The sequence below is a fragment of the Thalassobaculum litoreum DSM 18839 genome (assembly GCF_900102465.1).
GTDB lineage: Bacteria > Pseudomonadota > Alphaproteobacteria > Thalassobaculales > Thalassobaculaceae > Thalassobaculum > Thalassobaculum litoreum.
In genome coordinates this window covers 192,330-213,100 of sequence record NZ_FNBW01000008.1, presented here as the reverse complement: position 1 = coordinate 213,100, position 20,771 = coordinate 192,330, and the positions used below count along the sequence as shown (strand labels likewise).

Here is a 20,771-nt window from a genome sequence, read left to right as displayed (position 1 = left end):
ACACGCGCAAATCCGAACGTCCCATCAACGACCCAGGAGGAATACTCCCGTGAAACCGATCGAATCCGCCGAGGACATTTCCGAGCTCGCCTTCGGGTTCATGGCGTCGAAGGCTCTGTTCGCGGCCCTGCATGTGGACGTGTTCGGGGCACTGTCCGACGGCCCGAAATCGATCACGGATCTGGCGGCGGCGACGAAGGTGCCCGCGCAGCGCATGCAGACGCTGGTGACGGCCCTGGTCTCGGTCGGCCTGCTCACCCGCAACGACGGCAAGATCGCCAACGCGCCGGCCAGCGACGCCTATCTGGTGCGCGACAACACCAACTATTTCGGCGATTACCTGCGCTTCCAGATCGATCGCCAGATGTATCCGTTCATGGAGAACCTGGACAAGGTTCTGCTCGGCGACACCGACGACATCGAGTATCCGGACTACGCGTCCTGGATGGCCGACCGGCACCATGCCGAGCTGTTCAGCCGCTCGCAGCATTCCGGCTCGCTCGGCCCGGGCGCGGTGATGGCCAAGCGCCTGCTCAAGGAAGGCGCGGTCTCCGAGGATGTCGGCTCGATGCTTGATGTCGGCGGCGGCTCCGGCGCGTTCTCCATCATGTTCTGCAAGCGCTTCCCGAAACTGCACGCCACGGTGCTCGACTTCCCCAACGTGATCGAGGTCGGCAAGACCTTCGTCGCCGAGGAGGAGATGTCGGACCGGATCGACTTCGTCGCCGGCGACGGCACCAACGCGAACTGGCCGAACGACCAGGACATCGTGCTGATGAGCTATCTGTTCTCCGGCGTGCCGGAGGAGGCGATCGACAAGCTGTGCTCCGATGCGTTCCGGGTGCTGAAGCCGGGCGGGCTGATCGCGATCCACGACTTCATGGTGACCGACGACCGCAAGGGCCCGGCCCTGGCGGCGCTGTGGCAGCTCCAGCACATGGTCTACACGCCGGACGGTGTCGGCATGACCCCGGGCTTCGTGGAGAAGCACCTGAAGAAGGCCGGGTTCGAGATCGAGATCGACGACGACCTCATCCCCGGCATGACCCGGGTGATGACCGCCCGCAAGCCGGGCTGAGGCGACCCAACCCGTCACCTCTTCCCGTCATCCCGGTGGCGCCCGGACTAGAGCAGATCGTGCGGTGACGGGATCACTTCGTGATCGCGTCGGCGTGCGTGAATCTGCTCTATCTCATTGTTTTAGAGACAAATTCACCGACCATATCGAATCATGAAATGATTCGATATGGTCGGATTTGGCTCTAGATCCGAGTGCCGACCGGGACCCGGCATCCGCACAGTCTGGGTCCCGGCCGACCTCCGGGTCCGGCCCGGAGCTCGCCGGGATGACGTTTGGGGATCTACCTAAGGCTTAGGGTATCCGTTCCACCCGCAGCACGTTGGTCGACCCCGGCTTGCCCATGGGCACGCCGGCGGTGATCACGACCTTGTCGCCGGTCCCCGCGAAGCCCTCGCTCTTGGCCACCTCTGTGGCGCGCTGGACGATGGCGGAGAACCGCTCCTCCTGGGCGATGGCGACCGCGTGGACACCCCAGGCCATGGCCAGGCGCCGGGCGGTCTTCATCGAGGAAGTGATGCACAGGATCGGCACCGTCGGCCGCTCGCGCGAGGCACGGATGGTGGTCGAGCCCGACGTCGTGTAGGTGACGATGCAGCCCGCGTCGATCGCTTCAGCCACCTCGCGCGCCGCCAGGGTCATCGCGTCGGACACGGTGCGGTCGGGCACCGGCTGATTGGCATGGGCGGCGGCGAGATAGAAGTCGTCGCTCTCCACCGTGCGGATGATCTGGTTCATCATCGTCACGGCCTCGATCGGATATTTGCCCGCCGCCGTCTCGGCCGAGAGCATCACCGCATCCGCGTTGTCGTAGACGGCCGTCGCCACGTCCGAGGCCTCGGCCCGGGTCGGGGACGGCGCGTAGACCATGCTGTCCAGCATCTGGGTGGCGACGATCACCGGCTTGCCGAGCGACCGGCACAGCCGGACGATCCGCTTCTGGATCGGCGGCACCTGCTCCGGCGGCAGCTCCACGCCCAGATCGCCGCGCGCGACCATCACCGCATCCGAGATTTCGACGATCTGGTCGAGCTGTTCGATGGCGGCCGGCTTCTCCAGCTTCACCAGCACCGACGCCCGGCCGGCGATCAGCTTGCGCGCCTCCGCCACGTCCTCCGGACGCTGCACGAAGGACAGGGCGATCCAGTCCGCCCCCATGTCCAGGGCGAAGCGCATGTCGTCCTGGTCCTTCGGCGTCAGCGCCGAGAGCGGCACGACGACGCCGGGCACGTTCACGCCCTTGCGGTCGGACAGCGGACCGCCGGTGATCACCTCGGTGTCGGCCGACTTGTCGTCGCATTTCACCACCCGCAGGCGCACCTTGCCGTCGTCCAGCAGCAGGTCGGTGCCCGCCTCCAGGGCGGCGAAGATTTCCGGATGGGGCAGGGTCACCCGCTTCTGCGTGCCGGTACCGTCCTTCAGCTCCAGGCGGAATTTATCGCCGGTCTTCAGCTCGATCGGGCCGTCGGGAAAGGTGCCGATGCGCAGTTTCGGTCCCTGCAGATCGGCCATGATGGCGATCGGCCGGCCGGACTCGGCCTCCAGAGCGCGGACGATGTCGCAGCGCTTCTGGTGGTCCTCGTGACTGCCGTGGGAGAAGTTAAAGCGGAAGACATCCACCCCTGCCTCGAACAGATGGCGGATCATATCGGCGTCAGAACTGGCGGGTCCCAGCGTTGCGACGATCTTGGTGCTTCGGAAGCGTCTCATGGGCAAAGACATCGCATGGATTGATGACAAACGTAAGCATAACGAGGACGCACCGATCGGTCCAAAGGACGATCAACGCGGGTCTTTCCAGACCGTTGCCCATCCAATAGTCTGCTAGGCAACGAATAAGCCGGAGGACGATCATGAGTTCGAACAACGGCGCGGCGGGGACAGGCCCGGCGCGCCCCCTGGCCCTGCTCGCCTATCTCGCGGCCTTTGCCGGGGTGTGCGGCCACGCCTCGAGCGAGTTCGTGGTCAAGCTGACCCAGCTCCAGGGCGCCGAAGTCACGGTCTGGCGCTTCATGCTGGGCGGGGCGGCGCTGGTGCTGGTCTCGCTGAGCCGGGCGCAGACCCGCGATCTGGTCACACCGCTGCGCGAGAACTTCCTCGCCGTGGTCGGCCTGTCGGTCTTCGGCATGGCCTTCGCCCAGTTCCTGTTCCACTGGGCGCTGGACTACGCCAGCGTGGTGCAGGTGGCGACCATGGTGACCACCATGCCGATCTTCGTGGTCTTCGTCCTGCGGATCGTCGACGGGACGACGATCACCGCGCCGAAGCTGGTCAGCGGCATCGGCGCCTTCCTCGGCTGCCTGTTCCTGCTGACCGACGGCGTGCTCGACCGGCTGGACGGTGGCGAGAGCTCGCTGCCCGGCATCCTGCTGGCCGTCGGCTGCGCCATCGTCGGCGCCTTCTACCTCGTGCTGGTCCGCCCGCTGATCAAGCAGTACGGCGCCATCCGCATGACCACCTACACCTTCGCCCTGGGCGCGGTCGCCATGTGGTTCGTCGCCGGTTTCCTGTGGGGGATCTGGGTCGACCCGACCACCCTGTTCGACCGGCCGGGCGACCAGGCGGCGGCGCTGATCACGCTCGGTGTGTGGAACACCTGCATCGGCTTCATCCTGTGGCTGTGGGGCCTCGGCAACGTGCCCGACCCGGCACGCGGCAATTACCTGTTCTTCCTGAAGCCGGTGATCGCCGCCTTCCTGGCCTATTTCATCCTCGGCGACACCATCACCGTGCCGCAGCTCCTGGCCATCCTGGCGATCACGGGCTTCGTGCTGGGCGAGATGTTCTACGACGACATCCGCACCGCGCTCGGCCTGCGGAAACCGGACGACGCAACGGAGCGCTGACCGGCCGCGACCTGGCGTTCCGGCAGGCCAGGTTGCGGCGGTTTCCCCGGCTTGTCCTCCGACCGCCGCCGCGCCACTGTGCGCGACATATGGATCACGGAGGACCAGATGCCCGCTCAAGAGATCGTCATCGCCGGCGGCAAGCGCACGCCGTTCGGCGACTTCGGCAAATCGCTGAAGGACATTCCCCTGTCGACCCTGGCAACCCACGCGGCCAAGGCCTGCGTCGAGGAGGCCGGCCTGAACCCGGAGAGGATCGATCACGCGGTCTGGGGCAACGTGCTGCCGGTCGATCCCGACGGCTACTATGTCGGGCGGGTCGCGGCGCTGAACATCGGCATGCCCGACAGCAGCTGCGCCCTGGGCGTGAACCGGGCCTGCGGATCCGGCACCCAGGCGATCCTGACCGCGGCCCAGCAGATCATGTCGGGCCATTCCTCGATCGCCATCGCCGGCGGCGGCGAGAACTTCTCGCGCGGCGCCTACGCCCAGACCGGCATGCGCTGGGGCGTGACGCGCGGCCAGCAGTCCCTGGAGGATACGGTCGAGTGGGCCTATTCAGACCCCTTCGGCCATGGCCTCATGGGGGCGACGGCGGAGAACCTGACGGAAGATTTCCAGTACCGGCGCGAGGACATGGACGCCTGGGGCGTGATGTCCCAGCAGCGCGCGGGTGCCGCGATGGAGAGCGGCTTCCTGGCCCGGCAGATCGCCCCGATCGAGGTGCCGGAGGGCCGCAAGGGCACGCGGCTGATGGAGATGGACGAGTTTCCGCGCCCCTCGGTCACGGTGGAGAAGCTCGGCGCCCTGAAGCCGGTGTTCCGCAAGGGTGGACAGGTGACGCCGGGCAACTCCTCGGGCGTGACCGACGGGGCCGCCTGGGTGGTGGTCGGCGACCGCGCGGCGCTGGAGGCCGAAGGCGTTCGGCCTCGGGTCCGTCTGGTCGACTGGGCGATCGTCGGCGTGCCGCCGCGCATCATGGGCTGCGGCCCGGTGCCGGCGATCCGCGCCCTGTGGGAGAAGCGCGGGCTGAAAGCCTCCGACATCGACTACTACGAGATCAACGAGGCCTTCGCGGTGGTGAACCTGCATGCCGAGAAGGAGCTGGGCGTGCCGCGCGATATCACCAACCTCTATGGCGGCGGCATCTCCATCGGCCACCCGCCGGGAGCGACCGGCGTGCGGATGGCGCTGGTGGCGATGCAGCATCTGGAGGACACCGGCCAGCGCTATGCTATCCTGTCCATGTGTATGGGTGCCGGTCAGGGCATGGCCGTTCTGCTTGAGCGGCTCTGACGCCACCGGCTAGGACGCCATCGGCTCGGGCGCCCGATGCCCGAGCCGATCCTTCCATTTCAGGAGGCCGCAATCGCGGAAACGCCGCACCCTCAGGACGCCGATCTGTCGCGCGTTCCCGCCTTGTGGCCCGGCCCGATTTCTGCGGAGGATCTCGGCGACGACGATATCGGCCAGTTCGGGCGCTATTGGCTGTCCCTGGCCGACGCTGCGGGCGGTGTGCCAGACCGGTCGGATTTCGACCCGACGAGAATCCCGGCACTGCTGGCCTACCTGATCGTGCTTGAGCACCTGGGCGGCGACGAGTTCCGCTACCGGCTGCTCGGCACCGGCGTCGATATCTTCACCCGGCGCTCCTATACCGGCCTGAAGACCTCGGAGATCGACGGTCACGGCCCCGGCAACCGCATCCACACCCTCTACATGGAAACCCTGCGCCAGGGCTGCATGATCGGCTGTGCCCTGCCCTATGTCGGACGCAGCAGCATCTGCAAGTCGGTGCGTCAGATCGCCGTTCCCTTCCGCACGGCGCAGGGGGACGGGCAGGTCATCTCGCTGATCGAGTTCGACCTGATCTCCGGCATCGAGACCAAGCGCCTGCCCCAGGCCCGGCGCTGGGTGCTGTAGGTCTCTACAGGATCAGCACCGCGCGGAAATCGTTCACGTTGGTCAGGGTCGGCCCGGTCACGATCAGCCGGTCGAGGGCGGCGAAGGCACTGTAGCCGTCGTTGTTCTCCAGATGCCCGACCAGGTCGATGCCGGCCATCTCGGCCCGCTCCAGATCCCCCGGCACGAACAGCACCCCGGCATTGTCCTCGGTGCCGTCGATCCCGTCCGTGTCGCAGGCCAAGGCCGCGATCCGGTCGGCCAGCTCCGGCATCCGGCGTTTCAGCGTCACCGCGAAGGCGCAGAGGAACTCGGCATTGCGCCCGCCCCGCCCGTCGCCGCGCACCGTCACCGTGGTCTCACCGCCGGACAGCAGCACGCAGGGGGCCGCCGCCGGCTGGCCGTGACGCGCGACCTGGGCGGCGATACCGGCCATGACGGTGGCCACGTCGCGGGACTCGCCCTCGATGGCATCGCCCAGGATCACCGGGGTCACGCCGGCGGCGCGCGCGATTTCCGCCGCCGCCTCCAGCGAGGCCTGCGGCCGGGCGGCCATCACCGTCTCCGCCTTGCCCAGCACCGCGTCGCCCGGCTTCGGCGTTTCGTTCGCCGCATCGTCCAGCGCCTTGGCCACGCTCTCCGGCGGGGTGATCGCGTATTTCCTCAGCACCGCCTTGGCATCGGCCAGGGTGCTGGTATCGGCCACGGTCGGGCCCGAGGCGATCACGTCCGGGTCGTCGCCCGGCACGTCGGAGATGAGGAAGGCGTGCAGCGCCGCCGGGGCCGCGGCGGCCGCGAGACGCCCACCCTTGATCGCCGACAGGTGCTTGCGCACCGCGTTCATCTCATGGATCGTCGCCCCGCTTTTCAGCAGGTCGCGGTTCACCGCCTGCTTGTCCTCCAGGCTCACCCCGTCCATCGGCAGGGTCAGCAGGGCCGAGCCACCGCCGGAGATCAGCGCGATCACCCGGTCCTCGGAACCCAGGCCGGACACCAGGTCCAGAATGCGCCGGGCGGCGTCGCGGCCGGCGACGTCGGGCACCGGATGGGACGCCTCCACCACCTCGATCCACGTGGTCGCACAGCCATGGCCGTAGCGGGTCACCACCAGACCCTCCAGCCCGCAGTCCGGCGCCTCGGCGGCGAACAGGCTCTCCACCGCCGACGCCATGGAGGCGGCGGCCTTGCCGGCGCCGATCACCACCGTGCGACCCTTATGGTCGGCGCGGGCCAGGGGCAGCAGGTGCGGCGGCAGGCACTGGGCCGGATCGGCGGCGGCGATCGCCGCGTCCATCATCCGGCGCAGCAGGTCGTTCGGATCGAGGCTCATCACTGGCCGCCGGAAGTCTTCCAGGCCTCATACTCGGCCTTGGTCTCCGCGTTCGGCGGGTAGAGGCCGATGGTCGCCCGTCCCTCTTCAACGCGGGCCTGGACCCAGCGCTCGAACCGGTCCTGCTCGACGGAATCCTCGGCCACCTCGGCGGCGAGCTTGGCCGGGATCACCACCGCCCCGTCGCCGTCGCAGACGATCACGTCGCCCGGAAACACGGTGACATCGCCGCAGGCCACCGGGATCTCCACGTCGCCGCCGGAGAGCTGGGTGATGCTGGCCGGCGGGGCCGCACCCAGGCACCACACGTCGAAGCCGGTCGCCGACACGCCGGCGCCGTCGCGCACCGCGCCGTCGACCACCATCCCGGCGACCCCGCGCTTGGCGAGGCGGGCGGTCAGGATGTCGCCGATGGTGCCGGTGGTGGCGATGCCGCGCGCCTCGACCACCAGGATCGCGCCCTCGGGACAGGTCTCGATCGCCACCCGCGGGCCGTAACCCGGCGCACCGAGCACCGCCGGATCGGACAGGTCCTCGCGCAGCGGCAGGAAGCGCAGGGTGTAGGCCGGGCCGACCACGCAGCCCTGATCCGGTCGCAGCGGCTTCACGCCGTTGACGGAGACATGGCGCAGGCCGCGCTTGAGAAGCTGCATGGAGACGGTGGCCGTGCCCACGGCACGCAGCTTGTCGAGCGTATCTTGCGACGGGGCGGGGGTGGAGGACATCGGGGGATCCGCACTGAGGAAGGGGCGCACAGTCTGCCGCGCCCGCCCGGCCGCCGCAATCGGTCAGCCGGGCTCTTTGCCCCCATTGCCGATCAGGTCGCGCAGCCGCTCCGCCGGATATGCGCCTTCCAGCTCCGCCGCCTTGGCGTTGGCTGTGCCTTCCATGTCCTCGTCGGGGACAGCGACCGGCTCGGAGCGGGTCCATTCCTCCAGATAGGCGTCGGAGTCCTCGGCACCGCCGCGCATGGCGGCGGCGTCGATGGCGGCGATGAAGCGGTTGGGCAACTCGACCTTGGCACTCTCGCGCCGCCGGCCGCGGCCCTTCTCGACGATGACCTGGGCCGGGATGTCGCGCCAGGAGACGATGACCAGGTGTGCCATGGCGGACCTACTGCGCTGCGACCGGATGAACGTTTGGGCCGGCGGCCGCGGCAACGAAATCGCCGATCTCGCCATAGCCCACGTGACGGTACTCGAAAGCCAGTCCGAGCCGTTCGGCCGCCTTGACCGCCTTGTCGCGCAGCCGGCTATCGGCGGTCTGGGCGAGATAGACCAGGGTGGTGTAGTGGCCGAAATAATCCGGCAGAAGCTGCGGATATCGGTCCAGACCCAGCCCCTTGATGATCAGCCGGTCGAAATGCCGGACCAGATAGTCGGTCAGGTAGAACTGCCCCGGATCGCGATCCGCCATCTCGGTGAAGGCGGCGGTGCCGGCGAACATCTGATAGCAGTGCGGGCCGGGAATCCGCTCCACCCCTTCGGCCGCCAGCATCCGGTCGAGCTCGCCGCCGGTGCCGCAATCGCCGTACAGCACGTAGACCCGGTCGTATTTCGTGCCGGCCGCGCGGATCTTGCGCAGCACCGCCGGGGCGATCTTCTGCGGCGTGTTGTGCCAGTGGGCCGGCAGGCAGGTGATGGTCAGCTCGGCCCAACCGGTCATCCGCTTGAGGTCGACCAGCTCGCGGGCCAGCGCCCCGCAGGCGATGAACAGCGCCTGCGGGCGGGGCGGCCGCTGCTCCTCCGGCCAGAGGGGGGCGGCCTGCTCCGGCGTCACGCCGTCGATCGACGGGTCCTCCATGGCGGTGTCACTCCCATGGCTGTCGTCCGCCGCTACTGTCCGGCGGCCTCGGAGTTCGAGCGCCGACGCTCGGCGATGAGCTGCTTGGCGGTCTCGACCGCAACGGCCGCGTCGCGGCAATAGGCGTCGGCGCCGACATTCTCGGCGAAGGCCTCGTTCAGCGGCGCGCCGCCGACCAGCACGATGTAGTCGTCGCGCAGGCCCTTCTCCTTCAGGGTGTCGATGACGACCTTCATGTAGGGCATGGTCGTCGTCAGCAGGGCCGACATGCCGAGGATGTCCGGCTGGTGCTCCTCGATGGCCGCGAGGTAGTTCTCCACCGGGTTGTTGATGCCGATATCGATCACCTCGAAGCCGGCACCCTCCATCATCATGGAGACCAGGTTCTTGCCGATGTCGTGGATGTCGCCCTTGACCGTGCCGATCACCATCTTGCCGACGCGCGGCGCGCCGGTCTCGATCAGCAGCGGCCGCAGGATGAACATGCCCGCCTTCATGGCATTGGCGGCCATCAGCACTTCCGGCACGAACAGGATGCCGTCGCGGAAGTCGATGCCGACGATCCGCATCCCTTCCACCAGCGCCTTGGTCAGCACCTCGTACGGGGTCCAGCCGCGCCCGAGCAGGATGTTGACGCCCTCTTCGATCTCGTCCTTCAGACCGTCATAGAGATCGTCGTGCATCTGCTGGACGAGGTCGTCGTCGTCGAGCTCGGAGAGAACGATATCCTCGCCATCATCTTCGGCCATGGCCAACTGCCTCCAACATTCGCACTGTGCAGGCCGATCCCGTCGGCTTCCAGACTAGCAAGAGACATGGAATGGCCGGGTGGCGCTGCCATCCCCGCGACCGGTCGTGTCGGATCGGCGACAGGCGGCGGGGTCAGCCGATCGAAACCGGCAGCCGCTTACGCCCCCACACCCCCGGCGGGCCGTCGAACACGCCGGGCAGCCTGGTGCCGCAGGACGTGCAGCCCCCGGCCGCGTCCAGTTTCCAGGCGCCGAGTTCGTACCAGTCGCGCTCGATGACCCGCTCGCCGCAGGTGTGGCAGTAGCTCGACTGCCGGCTCACGTCGTGGACGTTGCCGGTATAGGCGTGGCGTACCCCGTTCTTGCGGGCGATGCGCCGGGCCAGGGCCAGGGTCTCGAACGGGGTGCGCTGCTTGTCCAGCATGCGGTAGTCGGGATGGAAGGCGGAGAAATGCATCGGCACGTCCGGGCCGAGCCGGTCGACCACCCACTGGGTCATCGCCTCCAGTTCCGCCTCGCTGTCGTTCTCGCCGGGGATGAGGAGATTGGTGATCTCGACCCAGACGTCGGTCCCGTTGACCAGGTACTCCAGCGTGTCCAGGACGACGGCGAGCTCGCTCTTGGTGACGTCGCGGTAGAACCGCTCGGTGAAGGCCTTCAGGTCCACATTGGCGGCGTCCATATGCCGGAAGAAATCGTCGCGCGCCCGCTCGGTGACGTAGCCCGCCGTGACGGCAACGTTCCTGATGCCGCGCGCGTGGCAGGCCTGGGCCACGTCGTCGGCGTATTCGTGAAAGATCACCGGGTCGTTGTAGGTGAAGGCGACCGAGCGGCACCCCAGCCGTTCGGCGGTGGCGGCCAGCGCCTCCGGCTGCGCCTCGGCCTGCATGGCGTCCATCTCCCGGCTCTTGGAGATGTCGTGGTTCTGACAGAAGTTGCAGGCGAGGTTGCAGCCCGCCGTGCCGAAGGACAGTACCGGCGTGCCCGGCAGGAAGTGGTTGAGCGGCTTCTTCTCGATCGGATCGACGCAGAACCCGCTGGAGCGGCCGTAGGTGGTCAGCACGATGGCATCGCCCTGCCGCGCCCGCACGAAACACAGACCGCGCGCACCTTCCTTCAGCTTGCAGAAGCGCGGGCACATCTCGCACTGAACCCGGCCGTCGTCGAGCCTCCGCCAGTGTTGGGTGGGGACGATGGGCCCCTTGCCGGATAGCGCCGGCGGGCGGGTTTCGGACAGGGTCGGAGTGGTGTGGGCCACGACGGCGAAGTCTCCTAAGCTCAGGGACCCATCCTACCAGTTCGATGGTACCGCATCATCCGCCGATCTGGAGACGCGTGGCCTGCTGTGCTACGAATTAACCATGAGAGAATTGGCGAATACGGCGGTAATCCGCGCCCCCGAAGTCGCGGGCATGTTCTATCCGGACGGGCACAACGCGCTCGCCGACACGGTGGAGCGCTGCCTGGCCGCCGCACGTCCGGATGGCGGGGTGAAGCCGAAGGTGCTGGTCGCGCCGCATGCCGGCTACCGGTTCTCCGGGGAGATCGCCGGGACCGCCTATGCCGGGCTCCGCGGCCGGGGCGAGGAGATCACCCGCATCGTCCTGCTCGGCCCGGCCCATCGGGTCGCGTTCCAGGGGATCGCCACCACCAGCGCCGATGCCTGGGCCACGCCGCTCGGCACCGTGCCGGTGGACTGGGAGGCCCTGCGCGCCGTCCTGCACCTGCCCGGCGTGACGGTACAGGACGCCGCCTTCGCCCGGGAGCACAGCCTGGAGGTCCACGCCCCGTTCATCCAGCGGGCGTTCGCGCGCGCCGCCATCGTGCCGCTGCTGGTCGGCGACGCACCCGCAACCCTGGTCTCCCAGGTGGTGGAGGCGCTGTGGGGCGGGCCGGAGACGCTGATCGTCGTCTCCTCCGACCTGTCCCACTTCCACGACTATGACACCGCGCGCAAGCTGGACGCGGCGACGGCGGCGAATATCGAACTGCTGCGGCCCGACCGGATCGACGGCAAGGGCGCCTGCGGCCACCGGGCGCTTGCCGGGGTGCTGGATCAGGCGCGTCGGCGCGATCTGCGGGCGACGGCGCTGGACGTGCGCAATTCCGGCGACACCGCCAGCGGCAAGGATCGGGTGGTGGGCTACGGCGCTTTCGGCCTGGAATACGCCGAGTCCGCCCGGATCGGCGAGGCGGACCGCCGCCAGCTCGTGGAGGCCGCCCGTTTCGGCGTGACCTTCGGGCTGAAGCACGGACGCGCGCCGGGCGTGGGGATCGGCGCCGGCCTGTCGCCCGCCCTGTCGGCCCAGCGCGCCGCCTTCGTCACCCTGATGCTGGACGGCCAGTTGCGCGGCTGCATCGGCTCGGTCATCGCCCATCGCCCGCTGATCGTCGATGTGGCCGACAACGCGTTCAAGGCCGCCTTCGCCGATCCGCGCTTCGCCCGGCTGACGGCCGAGGAGGCGGAGCGGATGGAGGTCTCCGTCTCGGTGCTGTCGACGCCGCGCCCCATGAGCTTCAGCGACGAGGCCGATCTGGCGCGCCAGACCCGGCCGGATATCGACGGGCTGATCTTGAGCGACCGGGTGAACGGGCGCGACCATCGCGGCCTGTTCCTGCCGAGCGTCTGGTCCGTCATCCCGAAGGCCGAGGATTTCGTGCGCCGGCTGAAGAACAAGGCCGGGCTGGATATGGCACACTGGTCGGACAGTCTGACCATCCAGCGCTATACCACCGAGAGCTTCGGCGGCTCCTTCCGAGAAATCGCCGCCTGACCGAAGGCAGACGTCGCGTGTCCGCAACGCCGAAGGCATCGAGCCACGCCATCGAAATGCCCGCTCCCTACGGCCTCGCGCCGGCGCCCGGCCTGCGATGGAACCCGGAGGTCGACTTCGCGGCCAGGAATATCCGTGCGCTGATCGACCTCTGGAAAGCCCGCCGCCCGACGCGGCGCGGCCTGCCCAGCTTCCGAGGGTTCGATGGCCTAGAACTGCGTCCCTGGGCGGACAACCTGATCGTGCTGGACACCGAACCCACCCTGTTCGGCGGTCACAGCTACAGATACCGCATGGTCGGTCCCGCCGCCTCGACGGTCGAGGGCGGCAATTTCACCGGCCTGTATCTCCAAGACGCCCTGTCGAGCGCGCAGGCGGCCCCCCGTGTCAGGCTCTACGACCGGGCGCTCCAGTTCCGCGCGCCGGTGGAGGTACGCGGCCGGGTCGCCCTTGGCGGAACCTCGCCCGCCACGCCCGGAACCGCACCCGGGTCTGCGCCCGGAACGGCACGATGGGACACGGTGGCACTGCCCCTGTCCTATGTCGGAGAGCGGGCCGACCACCTGATGGTGCTGACCTATGTGGAGGCGCTGGACTGAGGCCTGGGCCCCCGTCCAGCACCGCCGGAGTGTCGCGTTACGCCGGCACCGCCGCGTTCAGCGGGCCGAAGACATGGGCCGCCGCCATCGGCCCTTGTGGCGTGACCATCACACCGCAGGGGATCGCCCAGGAGCCGGGGAAGGCGCTGGTGCTGGCCTGTTCCACCGGAACGACACCCTCCAGGGCGGCGATCACGTCCGCCCCGAGGCGGTCATCCGCGATGATCTTCTCCATCAGGCTGATGTCGATGCGCGGCTGCAGGAAGGCGGCTTCCAGATCCATGCCGAAATCGTTGATGAACGAGGTGAGCTGGAAGATCGCCGGCATGATCTTGCGCCCGCCCGAGGCGCCCAGGCCGAAGGCGGCCTTGCCGTCGCGGGTGGCCAGCATCGGGCACATGTTGGACAGCGCCTTCTGGCCGGGCGCCAGGGAGTTGGCGCGGTCCGGGCGCGGGTCGAACCAGTTGATGCCGTTATTCATCAGCACGCCGGTCTTCGGCAGCACCACGCGCGAGCCGAAGCGCGACAGCAGGGTGGTGGTCATCACCACCATGTTGCCCTCGGCGTCGAGCACCGAGAGGTGGGTGGTGCAGCTCCGGTCGCCCACATCGCCGGCGTGACCCATGGTCGACAGGCGCACCTTGTAGGACTCGATCAGCGCCTCGGCATGGGCCTTGTAGGCGGCGGCGTCGATCGGGCCGCTGAACTCGGGCAGACGGGACAGGGCGCCGGCGAAGGTCGGGCCGGCGGTGTAGCCCGGCGCCAGGTTGTACTCGGTGCCGCCCCGGGTGCGCTTGATCGGCTCCAGCACCTTGGCCTCGTAGCCGGCGAGGTCCTCGGCCGTGATGCGCGAGCCGCCGGCCTGCAGGTCGGCCACCAGCGCCTTGGCGATCTCGCCGGTGTAGAAATCCTGCGGCCCGGCATCGCGCAGCCGCTTCAGCGTGTCGGCGAAGTTGCCCATGGGCATGCCGCGGTTGGTGTGATCCGAGATCACCGGCGCCTCGCCGTCCGGCAGCCAGACCGAGGCCGAGGTCTCGTATTGCCGCAGCCAGGCGATCTCCGAGGCCACGTTCAGCGTCGTCCACCAGGTCAGCCGATGGCCGCGCTCGGCCATGGCCACCGCCGGCGAGATCGCGTCGGCCCAGGACCAGGAGCCGAATTCCGACAGCAGCGTGGCGTAGCCGGCGCAGGAGCCCGGCAGGGCGATGGAGTGGTAGCCCTGCAGGTTGCGGTCCTCCAAGACGGCCGGCCAGCCGAACATGTCCGGCGTGCCCTCGGCGTCGCTCACCAGGGGGTAGTCGGCCGGGTCGAGCTTGCCGCCCGCCTGCATGCCGAAATCGATGCAGCGGGTGGTGCCCGACTTGGCGTCGTAGACGATCGCGTAGCCGCCGCCGCCCAGGCCGCTCATCCACGGCTCGGCCACGGTCAGCGCCAGCGCGGTCGCGACGGCCGCGTCGGCCGCGTTGCCGCCCGCCGCCAGCACCGCGGCGCCGACCTCGGAGGCCTGAACGTTCTGGGACGCCACCACGCCCTTGGTCCCGCGCACGGGCGGCTTGGATTGGGTCCAGGTCTCGATGGGTGAGGTTTCGGGAAGCGAGATCGCGGGCATGCCGCCCTCCTGATTGTGTGCGGGGTCCACCGTCGCATCCGCCGTCATGGGGGCGCTTGACCGTCGAAGCGGCGCTCAGCACATGGTAAGACGGCGGGCGGGACCGAAAGGAGCGGATACGGTATGGCGGTCGGGAATCTGTTGTCCAGCCTTCGCCTTGCAAGGGTCTCATGTCCCCTGCTGATCGGCTTGCTGTTGTCGGGGCCGGCCGCCGTCCAGGCCCAAGCGCCTGCCGCTCCCGGCGGTGGGGGAGCCGCCGCGGCAAATGCCGACTGCAAGAAGCTCCCCGGCGGCAACGCGCCGGTGCAGCGCATGGCGCGGCTGCAGGGCGGCATGTCCGTGCGCAACCTGGAGCTGACATATTTCGGCAAGCCGCTCTACGCCCTGTCGGACGCCGACATCGCCTATCTGAATACGCTGTGGCCGGAGTGCGGAACCTACGACGCGACGGTGGCCGACGAGATCGCCTCCAAACTGCGCACGCTGATCAGCGATGCCAAGGGCGCGCGGCAGGATTCCCTCGACTGGATCGCGTCGGTGGAGAAGGACATCGCCACGCTGAAGCCGGGCGAGGAGGCGATCCGCAAGATCCACGACCTGTGGCAGGAGATGCTGAACCGGGAATTCGAGATGCTGCCGGGCGACCTGCAGTATCTGGCGAAGAAGCTCTCCGACAAGCGTGAGGAGCTGTACACCGGCCAGCAGCAGCGCCAGCGAACCCTGGTGAACCCGTTCGACCCGGGGGCACCGGATACGAGGAGTATCAAGGAGTAAGGGATCCGGCTCCTCCTCACACACTTCCCGGCCCTGTGCCGGGACCCACCCGTCGGGCGCACAGCCGCTTGGCGCCCGTCTTCGACCTTGAAGCCGCCCCACTGTGGGCCCCGGCACAAGGCCGGGGAGTTCACGGTGGGGGGATTGGGTAGCGCCGGAGCCCTATGCCGCCCGGCGGTCCATCCAGTCGCGGAACTTGTACCAGGCGCCCACCGTCGGCAGGAACCAGGGCACGCCGCTGTAGAACGGCCGGGTCTCGAACGGCAGGCCGTCGAAGGCGCTCGGACGGTTGGTCTTGCCGAGGATCTTCAGCGCCACCCGGTGGCCCAGATGGCTCATCATCACCACGCCGCTGCCGTTGCAGCCCATGGCATAATGCACCCCGTTCTCGACGCCCATATGCGGCACCCGGTCGAAGGTGAAGGCGACGTTGCCGTTCCAGGCATGGGTGATCTTCACGCCCTCGAGCTGCGGGAAGATCCCCAGCATGTACTGGTACAGCACCGGCGCCGTCTCCAGCGCGGTGCGCGCCTGGAAGCTGGCCCGGCCGCCGAAGATCACCCGCGTGCCGTCCGGCGAAGGCCGGAAGTAGTATAGCACCCGCTTGGTGTCGGCGATCATCCGGCCGTCCGGGAACAGCTCGCTCACCCGCTCCTTGCCCAGCGGCTCGGTGGCGATGATGTAGCTGGCGATCGGGATCACCCGGCGTCGGTGCCACGGGGTCGCCTTGCCGGTATAGCCGTTGGTGCCGAGCACCACCTCCCTGGCCCGCACCGGCCCGCGCGAGGTCCGCACGGTGAGGTCGCCGGCCGGGCCGTCGATGCCTTCCACGCGTGTATGGGCCGAGAGATGGACGCCGGCGGCGCGGCAGGCCCGGCGCAGGCCCTTGTGGTACAGCGACGGGTGCACCCCGCCGGCCCGGTCGACGGTCATGCCGCCGTGGTAGTACTCGGTGTTGACGTGGTGGCGCTGGCGCTCCCGCGCGACCAGGGCGGCGCCGGCATTGGCGTATTTGTTCAGGTCCTCGGCCTTGGCCGCCATCGCCTTGAAGGCGGCCGGGGTGTGGGCGCCGACGAACCGGCCGGTGCGGGCGTAGAAACAGTCGATGTTCTCGCGCCGGATCACCTCCTCCACGTGGTCGTAGCTGTCGCGCGCCTCCGACAGCATGTCGTCGACCCGCTCGCGGCCGAACTGCTTTTCGATATCGCCGCCTTTGCCGACATTGACCCCGCCGGACATCATGCCGCCGCTGCGGGTGCTGGCCCCCTCGCCGAAGCGCTCGGCCTCCAGGATCACCACCTTGACGCCGTTGCGCGCCAGCTCCAGCGCGGCCGACATGCCGGTATAACCGCTGCCGACGATGGCCACGTCCACCTGCTCCGGCGGCGGGGCGTCGCCCTCGTCGTCCGGCGGCGCCGCGTCCCACCAGTAAGGGTCGGTCCGGAACCCGTCGGCAAAGATATCGGTCGGCATCATCGCCATCTCCAGTGAGTGTTTCGCCCGACTGTAAGCCCTCCTCACAGCGGCGAGAAGTTGACACTTTCACGGCTCGTTGCCATAACGCGCCACCGTCTGTTGCGAACGCTTCGCAAGTATCCCGATGGCTCTCGGGGTTAAGGACAGTTCCGCGCGCCACGGGAACCGCATGCCTTTTCGCGATCGCTTCTTCCTCGCTCCCGCCGTGATCTGCGCGCTGGTGGCCACGCCGATCCTGGCGGTGGCCCTGCACGGTCTGGCGCAAACCGATCTGATCACGCACCTGATCAACACGGTGCTGCCGACCTACGTCGCCAATACCGCGCTGCTGGCCCTGGGCGTGACGGTGGGTACCGGAGTGATCGGCGTGGGAACGGCCTGGCTGGTGACCATGTGCCGGTTCCCCGGGCGCCGGATGCTGGAATGGGCGCTGGTGCTGCCGCTGGCGGCGCCCGCCTATGTGCTGGCCTATACCTATACCAATTTCCTGGAGCATGCCGGCCCGGTGCAGGAGCTGCTGCGCCTGACCTTCGACCTCGGGCCGCGGGAATACTGGTTTCCCGAAGTGCGCTCGCTCGGCGGCGCCATCGTCATGCTGACGGCGACCCTGTTCCCCTATGTCTACCTGCTGTCCCGCGCCGCCTTCCTCGAGCAGTCGGTCTGCGTGTTGGAAGTCAGCCGGACCCTGGGCCAGTCGCCGGCCCGGGCCTTTCTGCGGGTCGCTCTGCCCCTGGCCCGCCCGGCGATCGTCGCCGGCGTGGCCCTGGCACTGATGGAGACGCTGGCCGATTACGGGACCGTCTCCTATTTCGGCGTGCAGACGTTCACCACCGGGATCTACCGGGCGATCTTCTCGTTCGGCGACCGGGTGGCCGCCGCCCAGCTCGCCACCGGGCTGCTGGCCTTCGTCGTCCTGGTCATCGCCCTGGAGCAGGTGTCGCGCGGCCGCCGGCGGTTCGACCACACGACCAACACCCACCGCGCGCTACCCGGCTTCAGGCTCACCGGGATCAAGGCGGCCGGCGCGATCCTGGCCTGCGCGCTGCCGGTGTTCGTCGGCTTCGTGCTGCCGACCATCCTGCTGATGCACATGACCGCGATCGGCGGGCACAAGCTGTTCGGCGCACGCTACCTGGCCCTGACCCTGAACAGCGTGACCCTGGCCGGGATCACCGCGATCCTGGCGGTGCTGGTCTCGCTGCTGCTGGCCTATGCCAACCGGCTGTCGAAGAACCGCACCACCCACGTGCTGACCCGCCTTGCCGCGCTGGGCTACGCCGTGCCGGGCTCGGTGATCGCCATCGGCATCCTGATCCCGTTCTCCATCGTCGACCGCAGCGTGGACGACGCGGCGCGCAGCCTGTTCGGCGTGTCCACGGGCCTGCTGGTCACGGGGACCATCGTCGCCCTGATCTACGCCTATCTGGTGCGGTTCCTGGCGGTGTCGCTGCAGACCGCCGAGGCGGGGCTGACCAAGATCACCCCCAGCATGGACCAGGCGGCCCGCGTGCTCGGCCATCCGCCCCGGGCGACGCTGAAGCGGGTTCACCTGCCGATGCTGCGCGGCAGCCTGCTCACCGCCGGGCTGATCGTGTTCGTGGACGTGATGAAGGAGCTGCCGGCGACGATGATCCTGCGGCCGTTCAATTTCGACACGCTGGCGGTGCAGGCCCACAACCTGGCGGCCGACGAGCGCCTGACTCAGGCGTCCACCCCGGCGCTGACCATCGTCGCGGTCGGGCTGCTGCCGGTGATCCTGCTGAGCCGGCAGATCGCGAAGTCGCGGGCGGGACATCGGAGGTAGCCCCTCCCCCTGCCCCATCCCGTTTTCCCGGCCTCGCGCCGGGACCCAGAGATGGAGCGGCTGCGGCCCTTACCGGAGAAGCTCCGGCACGTCGACGTCTCGATCCCGGCACGAGGCCGGGAAGACGAACAGAGCGGAAAAAGGGACAGACCCCCGTCAGGCGTCCATCTTCAACGCGGCGATGAAGGCGGATTGCGGGATTTCGACCTGGCCGAACTGCCGCATCTTCTTCTTGCCTTCCTTCTGCTTCTCCAGAAGCTTCTTCTTGCGCGTGATGTCGCCGCCGTAGCACTTCGCTGTCACGTCCTTGCGCATCGCGCTGACGGTCTCGCGGGCGATGACCTTGCCGCCGATCGCCGCCTGGATGGCGATCTTGAAGAGCTGCCTGGGGATCAGTTCCTTCAGCCGCGCGCACATCGCCCGGCCGCGGGGGTCCGCCTGGGAGCGGTGCACGATCATCGACAGCGCGTCCACCGGCTCGGCGTTCACCATGATCGACAGCTTCACCAGGTCGCTCTCGGAGTAGCTGTCCATCTGGTAATCGAAGCTGGCATAGCCGCGACTGATCGACTTCAGACGGTCGTAGAAGTCGAACACCACCTCGTTCAGCGGCAGACGGTAGACCACCATCGCCCGGTTGCCGGCATAGGTCAGCTCGATCTGCTCGCCACGCCGCTCGGTGCACAGGGCCAGGATCGGACCGAGATACTCGTCCGGCACGAAGATCGTCGCCTTGATCCACGGCTCCTCGATGTGGTCGATCTTCATCACCTCCGGCATGTCGGCCGGGTTGTGCAGTTCGATCATCGTGCGATCGGTCTTGTGGATCTTGTAGATCACGCTCGGCGCGGTGGTGATCAGGTCGAGATCGAACTCGCGCTCCAGGCGCTCCTGGATGATCTCCAGGTGCAGCAGGCCGAGGAACCCGCAGCGGAAGCCGAAGCCCAGCGCCGCCGAGGTCTCGGCCTCGAACTGGAAGCTGGCGTCGTTCAGCCGCAGCTTCTCCAGGCTGTCGCGCAGATCCTCGAAATCGGCCGCATCGACCGGATACATGCCGCAGAACACCACGGGCACGCTCGGCTTGAAGCCCGGCAGCGCCTTGGCGGTCGGCCGCTTCTCCTCGGTGATCGTGTCGCCCACATTGGTGTCGGCCACGGTCTTGATCGAGGCGTTGATGAAGCCGACCTCGCCCGGACCGAGCTCGTCGACGGCGAGACCCTTGGGCGTCAGCACGCCGACCCGCTCGACCATGTGCAGGGCCTCCGCCTGCATCATCTTGACCTTCTGGCCCTTCTTCAGCGCGCCGTCATGGACCCGCACCAGGCAGGTCACGCCGAGATAGCTGTCGTACCAGCTGTCGACCAGCATCGCCTTCAGCGGCGCCTCGCGGTCGCCCTTGGGCGGGGGCAGGCGCTCGATGATGGCTTCCAGCAGCGCGTCGACGCCGAGGCCGGTCTTGGCCGAGATCATGATCGCGTTGGAGGCGTCCAGGCCGATCACGTCCTCGATCTGCTGCTTCACCCGCTCGGGCTCGGCCGCCGGCAGGTCAACCTTGTTCAGGACCGGGATGATCTCGTGATCGACCTCGATCGCCTGATAGACGTTGGCGAGCGTCTGCGCCTCCACCCCCTGGGCGGCATCGACCACCAGGATCGAGCCTTCGCAGGCCGCCAGCGACCGGCTGACCTCATAGGCGAAGTCGACGTGACCCGGCGTATCGATCAGGTTCAGGGTGTAGCGCCTGCCGTCCTTGGCGTCGTAGATCAGCCGGACCGTCTGCGCCTTGATGGTGATGCCACGTTCGCGCTCGATATCCATCGAGTCGAGAACCTGATGCTTCATCTCACGCTCGGTGAGACCGCCGCACATCTGAATCAGCCGATCGGCCAGGGTCGATTTGCCGTGGTCGATGTGGGCGATGATCGCGAAGTTGCGGATATGGGAGAGATCACTCGTCATGGCGCGGGGTTATGCCCGAAATCTTGGGGGTTGGGTAGTGTGCTCGCCAAAGGAAAAATACCGCACCC

At 68.2% G+C, this 20,771-nt stretch carries 18 protein-coding genes; 8 read left to right on the top strand and 10 right to left on the bottom strand.

Features of this window, described 5'->3' with window-relative positions; translation table 11 throughout:
- The first annotated feature begins 49 nt into the window (after positions 1–49).
- Entirely contained in the window at positions 50–1,078 is a 1,029-nt protein-coding gene (locus BLS34_RS14535) for a class I SAM-dependent methyltransferase (protein ID WP_215906116.1), read from the top strand.
- A 294-nt stretch (positions 1,079–1,372) separates the two neighbouring features.
- Here BLS34_RS14535 and pyk read toward each other — a convergent pair whose 3' ends face one another.
- Positions 1,373–2,788, bottom strand: coding sequence for a pyruvate kinase (gene pyk, locus BLS34_RS14530; RefSeq protein WP_093151324.1), 1,416 nt, complete (start codon positions 2,786–2,788; stop codon positions 1,373–1,375).
- A gap of 143 nt (positions 2,789–2,931) precedes the next feature.
- Between pyk and BLS34_RS14525 the strand changes: the two genes are divergently transcribed.
- The 3 genes from BLS34_RS14525 (at position 2,932) to BLS34_RS14515 (ending at position 5,847) form a co-directional block, all read left to right on the top strand.
- Positions 2,932–3,924 (top strand): DMT family transporter, encoded by a 993-nt coding sequence (locus tag BLS34_RS14525; RefSeq protein ID WP_093151322.1) that lies wholly within the window; start codon positions 2,932–2,934, stop codon positions 3,922–3,924.
- Between the two features lie 108 nt (positions 3,925–4,032).
- Positions 4,033–5,220, top strand: a complete 1,188-nt coding sequence (locus BLS34_RS14520; RefSeq protein ID WP_028793638.1) for a thiolase family protein — start codon at positions 4,033–4,035, stop codon at positions 5,218–5,220.
- Positions 5,221–5,256: 36 nt separating this feature from the next.
- On the top strand, positions 5,257–5,847 hold the full coding sequence (locus tag BLS34_RS14515) for a PAS domain-containing protein (RefSeq protein ID WP_093151319.1): 591 nt from the start codon (positions 5,257–5,259) through the stop codon (positions 5,845–5,847).
- Between the two features lie 4 nt (positions 5,848–5,851).
- On the opposite strand, the gene BLS34_RS14510 is transcribed toward BLS34_RS14515, so the two are convergent.
- From BLS34_RS14510 to amrS, 6 genes are all read right to left on the bottom strand, one after another.
- Entirely contained in the window at positions 5,852–7,156 is a 1,305-nt protein-coding gene (locus BLS34_RS14510; RefSeq protein WP_093151317.1) for a glycerate kinase type-2 family protein, read from the bottom strand.
- Positions 7,156–7,881 (bottom strand): ribonuclease activity regulator RraA, encoded by a 726-nt coding sequence (locus BLS34_RS14505; protein WP_093151314.1) that lies wholly within the window; start codon positions 7,879–7,881, stop codon positions 7,156–7,158. Before BLS34_RS14505 ends, BLS34_RS14510 begins: the two co-directional genes overlap by 1 nt.
- 63 nt (positions 7,882–7,944) lie before the next feature.
- Complete coding sequence (locus BLS34_RS14500) at positions 7,945–8,262, bottom strand: virulence factor (RefSeq protein WP_093151313.1); 318 nt, start codon at positions 8,260–8,262, stop codon at positions 7,945–7,947.
- A 7-nt stretch (positions 8,263–8,269) separates the two neighbouring features.
- Positions 8,270–8,959, bottom strand: a complete 690-nt coding sequence (locus tag BLS34_RS14495) for a DUF1638 domain-containing protein (protein ID WP_093151311.1) — start codon at positions 8,957–8,959, stop codon at positions 8,270–8,272.
- A gap of 32 nt (positions 8,960–8,991) precedes the next feature.
- Entirely contained in the window at positions 8,992–9,708 is a 717-nt protein-coding gene (locus tag BLS34_RS14490; protein ID WP_028793633.1) for a corrinoid protein, read from the bottom strand.
- 133 nt (positions 9,709–9,841) lie between these two features.
- Positions 9,842–10,966 carry an AmmeMemoRadiSam system radical SAM enzyme gene (amrS, locus tag BLS34_RS14485; protein ID WP_093151309.1) on the bottom strand — a complete coding sequence of 375 codons (1,125 nt, stop codon included), beginning with the start codon at positions 10,964–10,966 and terminating at the stop codon, positions 9,842–9,844.
- A 103-nt stretch (positions 10,967–11,069) separates the two neighbouring features.
- Between amrS and amrB the strand changes: the two genes are divergently transcribed.
- Both amrB and BLS34_RS14475 read left to right on the top strand, forming a co-directional pair.
- The gene (gene amrB / locus BLS34_RS14480) at positions 11,070–12,482 is read left to right on the top strand and encodes an AmmeMemoRadiSam system protein B (protein ID WP_175474238.1); all 1,413 of its coding nucleotides are present in this window, start codon (positions 11,070–11,072) and stop codon (positions 12,480–12,482) included.
- A gap of 17 nt (positions 12,483–12,499) precedes the next feature.
- Positions 12,500–13,081, top strand: coding sequence for a hypothetical protein (locus BLS34_RS14475; protein ID WP_139189337.1), 582 nt, complete (start codon positions 12,500–12,502; stop codon positions 13,079–13,081).
- A gap of 37 nt (positions 13,082–13,118) precedes the next feature.
- Here the strand turns inward: BLS34_RS14475 and BLS34_RS14470 are convergent, their stop codons facing one another.
- Positions 13,119–14,690 (bottom strand): gamma-glutamyltransferase, encoded by a 1,572-nt coding sequence (locus BLS34_RS14470; RefSeq protein ID WP_175474237.1) that lies wholly within the window; start codon positions 14,688–14,690, stop codon positions 13,119–13,121.
- A gap of 123 nt (positions 14,691–14,813) precedes the next feature.
- Between BLS34_RS14470 and BLS34_RS14465 the strand changes: the two genes are divergently transcribed.
- A complete protein-coding gene (locus tag BLS34_RS14465) occupies positions 14,814–15,464 on the top strand; it encodes a hypothetical protein (RefSeq protein WP_028793629.1) in 651 nt (216 codons plus the stop codon).
- A 162-nt stretch (positions 15,465–15,626) separates the two neighbouring features.
- Here BLS34_RS14465 and BLS34_RS14460 read toward each other — a convergent pair whose 3' ends face one another.
- Positions 15,627–16,940 carry an NAD(P)/FAD-dependent oxidoreductase gene (locus BLS34_RS14460; RefSeq protein WP_245701983.1) on the bottom strand — a complete coding sequence of 438 codons (1,314 nt, stop codon included), beginning with the start codon at positions 16,938–16,940 and terminating at the stop codon, positions 15,627–15,629.
- 169 nt (positions 16,941–17,109) lie between these two features.
- Here BLS34_RS14460 and BLS34_RS14455 point away from each other — a divergent pair, with 169 nt between their 5' ends.
- A complete protein-coding gene (locus BLS34_RS14455; RefSeq protein WP_093151298.1) occupies positions 17,110–18,744 on the top strand; it encodes an ABC transporter permease in 1,635 nt (544 codons plus the stop codon).
- A 156-nt stretch (positions 18,745–18,900) separates the two neighbouring features.
- Here the strand turns inward: BLS34_RS14455 and lepA are convergent, their stop codons facing one another.
- Positions 18,901–20,703, bottom strand: coding sequence for a translation elongation factor 4 (gene lepA, locus BLS34_RS14450; RefSeq protein WP_028793626.1), 1,803 nt, complete (start codon positions 20,701–20,703; stop codon positions 18,901–18,903).
- Positions 20,704–20,771: the final 68 nt, after the last annotated feature.

Bases quoted from the DNA above. Each gene is read 5' to 3' on its own strand.
- BLS34_RS14500 (WP_093151313.1), bottom strand. From the start codon at position 8,262: ATGGCACACCTGGTCATCGTCTCCTGGCGCGACATCCCGGCCCAGGTC.
- amrB (WP_175474238.1), top strand. From the start codon at position 11,070: ATGAGAGAATTGGCGAATACGGCGGTAATCCGCGCCCCCGAAGTCGCG.
- BLS34_RS14505 (WP_093151314.1), bottom strand. From the start codon at position 7,881: ATGTCCTCCACCCCCGCCCCGTCGCAAGATACGCTCGACAAGCTGCGT.
- BLS34_RS14490 (WP_028793633.1), bottom strand. From the start codon at position 9,708: ATGGCCGAAGATGATGGCGAGGATATCGTTCTCTCCGAGCTCGACGAC.
- BLS34_RS14515 (WP_093151319.1), top strand. From the start codon at position 5,257: ATGCCCGAGCCGATCCTTCCATTTCAGGAGGCCGCAATCGCGGAAACG.
- lepA (WP_028793626.1), bottom strand. From the start codon at position 20,703: ATGACGAGTGATCTCTCCCATATCCGCAACTTCGCGATCATCGCCCAC.
- BLS34_RS14495 (WP_093151311.1), bottom strand. From the start codon at position 8,959: ATGGAGGACCCGTCGATCGACGGCGTGACGCCGGAGCAGGCCGCCCCC.
- BLS34_RS14470 (WP_175474237.1), bottom strand. From the start codon at position 14,690: ATGCCCGCGATCTCGCTTCCCGAAACCTCACCCATCGAGACCTGGACC.
- pyk (WP_093151324.1), bottom strand. From the start codon at position 2,788: ATGAGACGCTTCCGAAGCACCAAGATCGTCGCAACGCTGGGACCCGCC.
- BLS34_RS14510 (WP_093151317.1), bottom strand. From the start codon at position 7,156: ATGAGCCTCGATCCGAACGACCTGCTGCGCCGGATGATGGACGCGGCG.
- BLS34_RS14520 (WP_028793638.1), top strand. From the start codon at position 4,033: ATGCCCGCTCAAGAGATCGTCATCGCCGGCGGCAAGCGCACGCCGTTC.
- BLS34_RS14455 (WP_093151298.1), top strand. From the start codon at position 17,110: ATGCCTTTTCGCGATCGCTTCTTCCTCGCTCCCGCCGTGATCTGCGCG.
- BLS34_RS14465 (WP_028793629.1), top strand. From the start codon at position 14,814: ATGGCGGTCGGGAATCTGTTGTCCAGCCTTCGCCTTGCAAGGGTCTCA.
- BLS34_RS14525 (WP_093151322.1), top strand. From the start codon at position 2,932: ATGAGTTCGAACAACGGCGCGGCGGGGACAGGCCCGGCGCGCCCCCTG.
- BLS34_RS14460 (WP_245701983.1), bottom strand. From the start codon at position 16,940: ATGATGCCGACCGATATCTTTGCCGACGGGTTCCGGACCGACCCTTAC.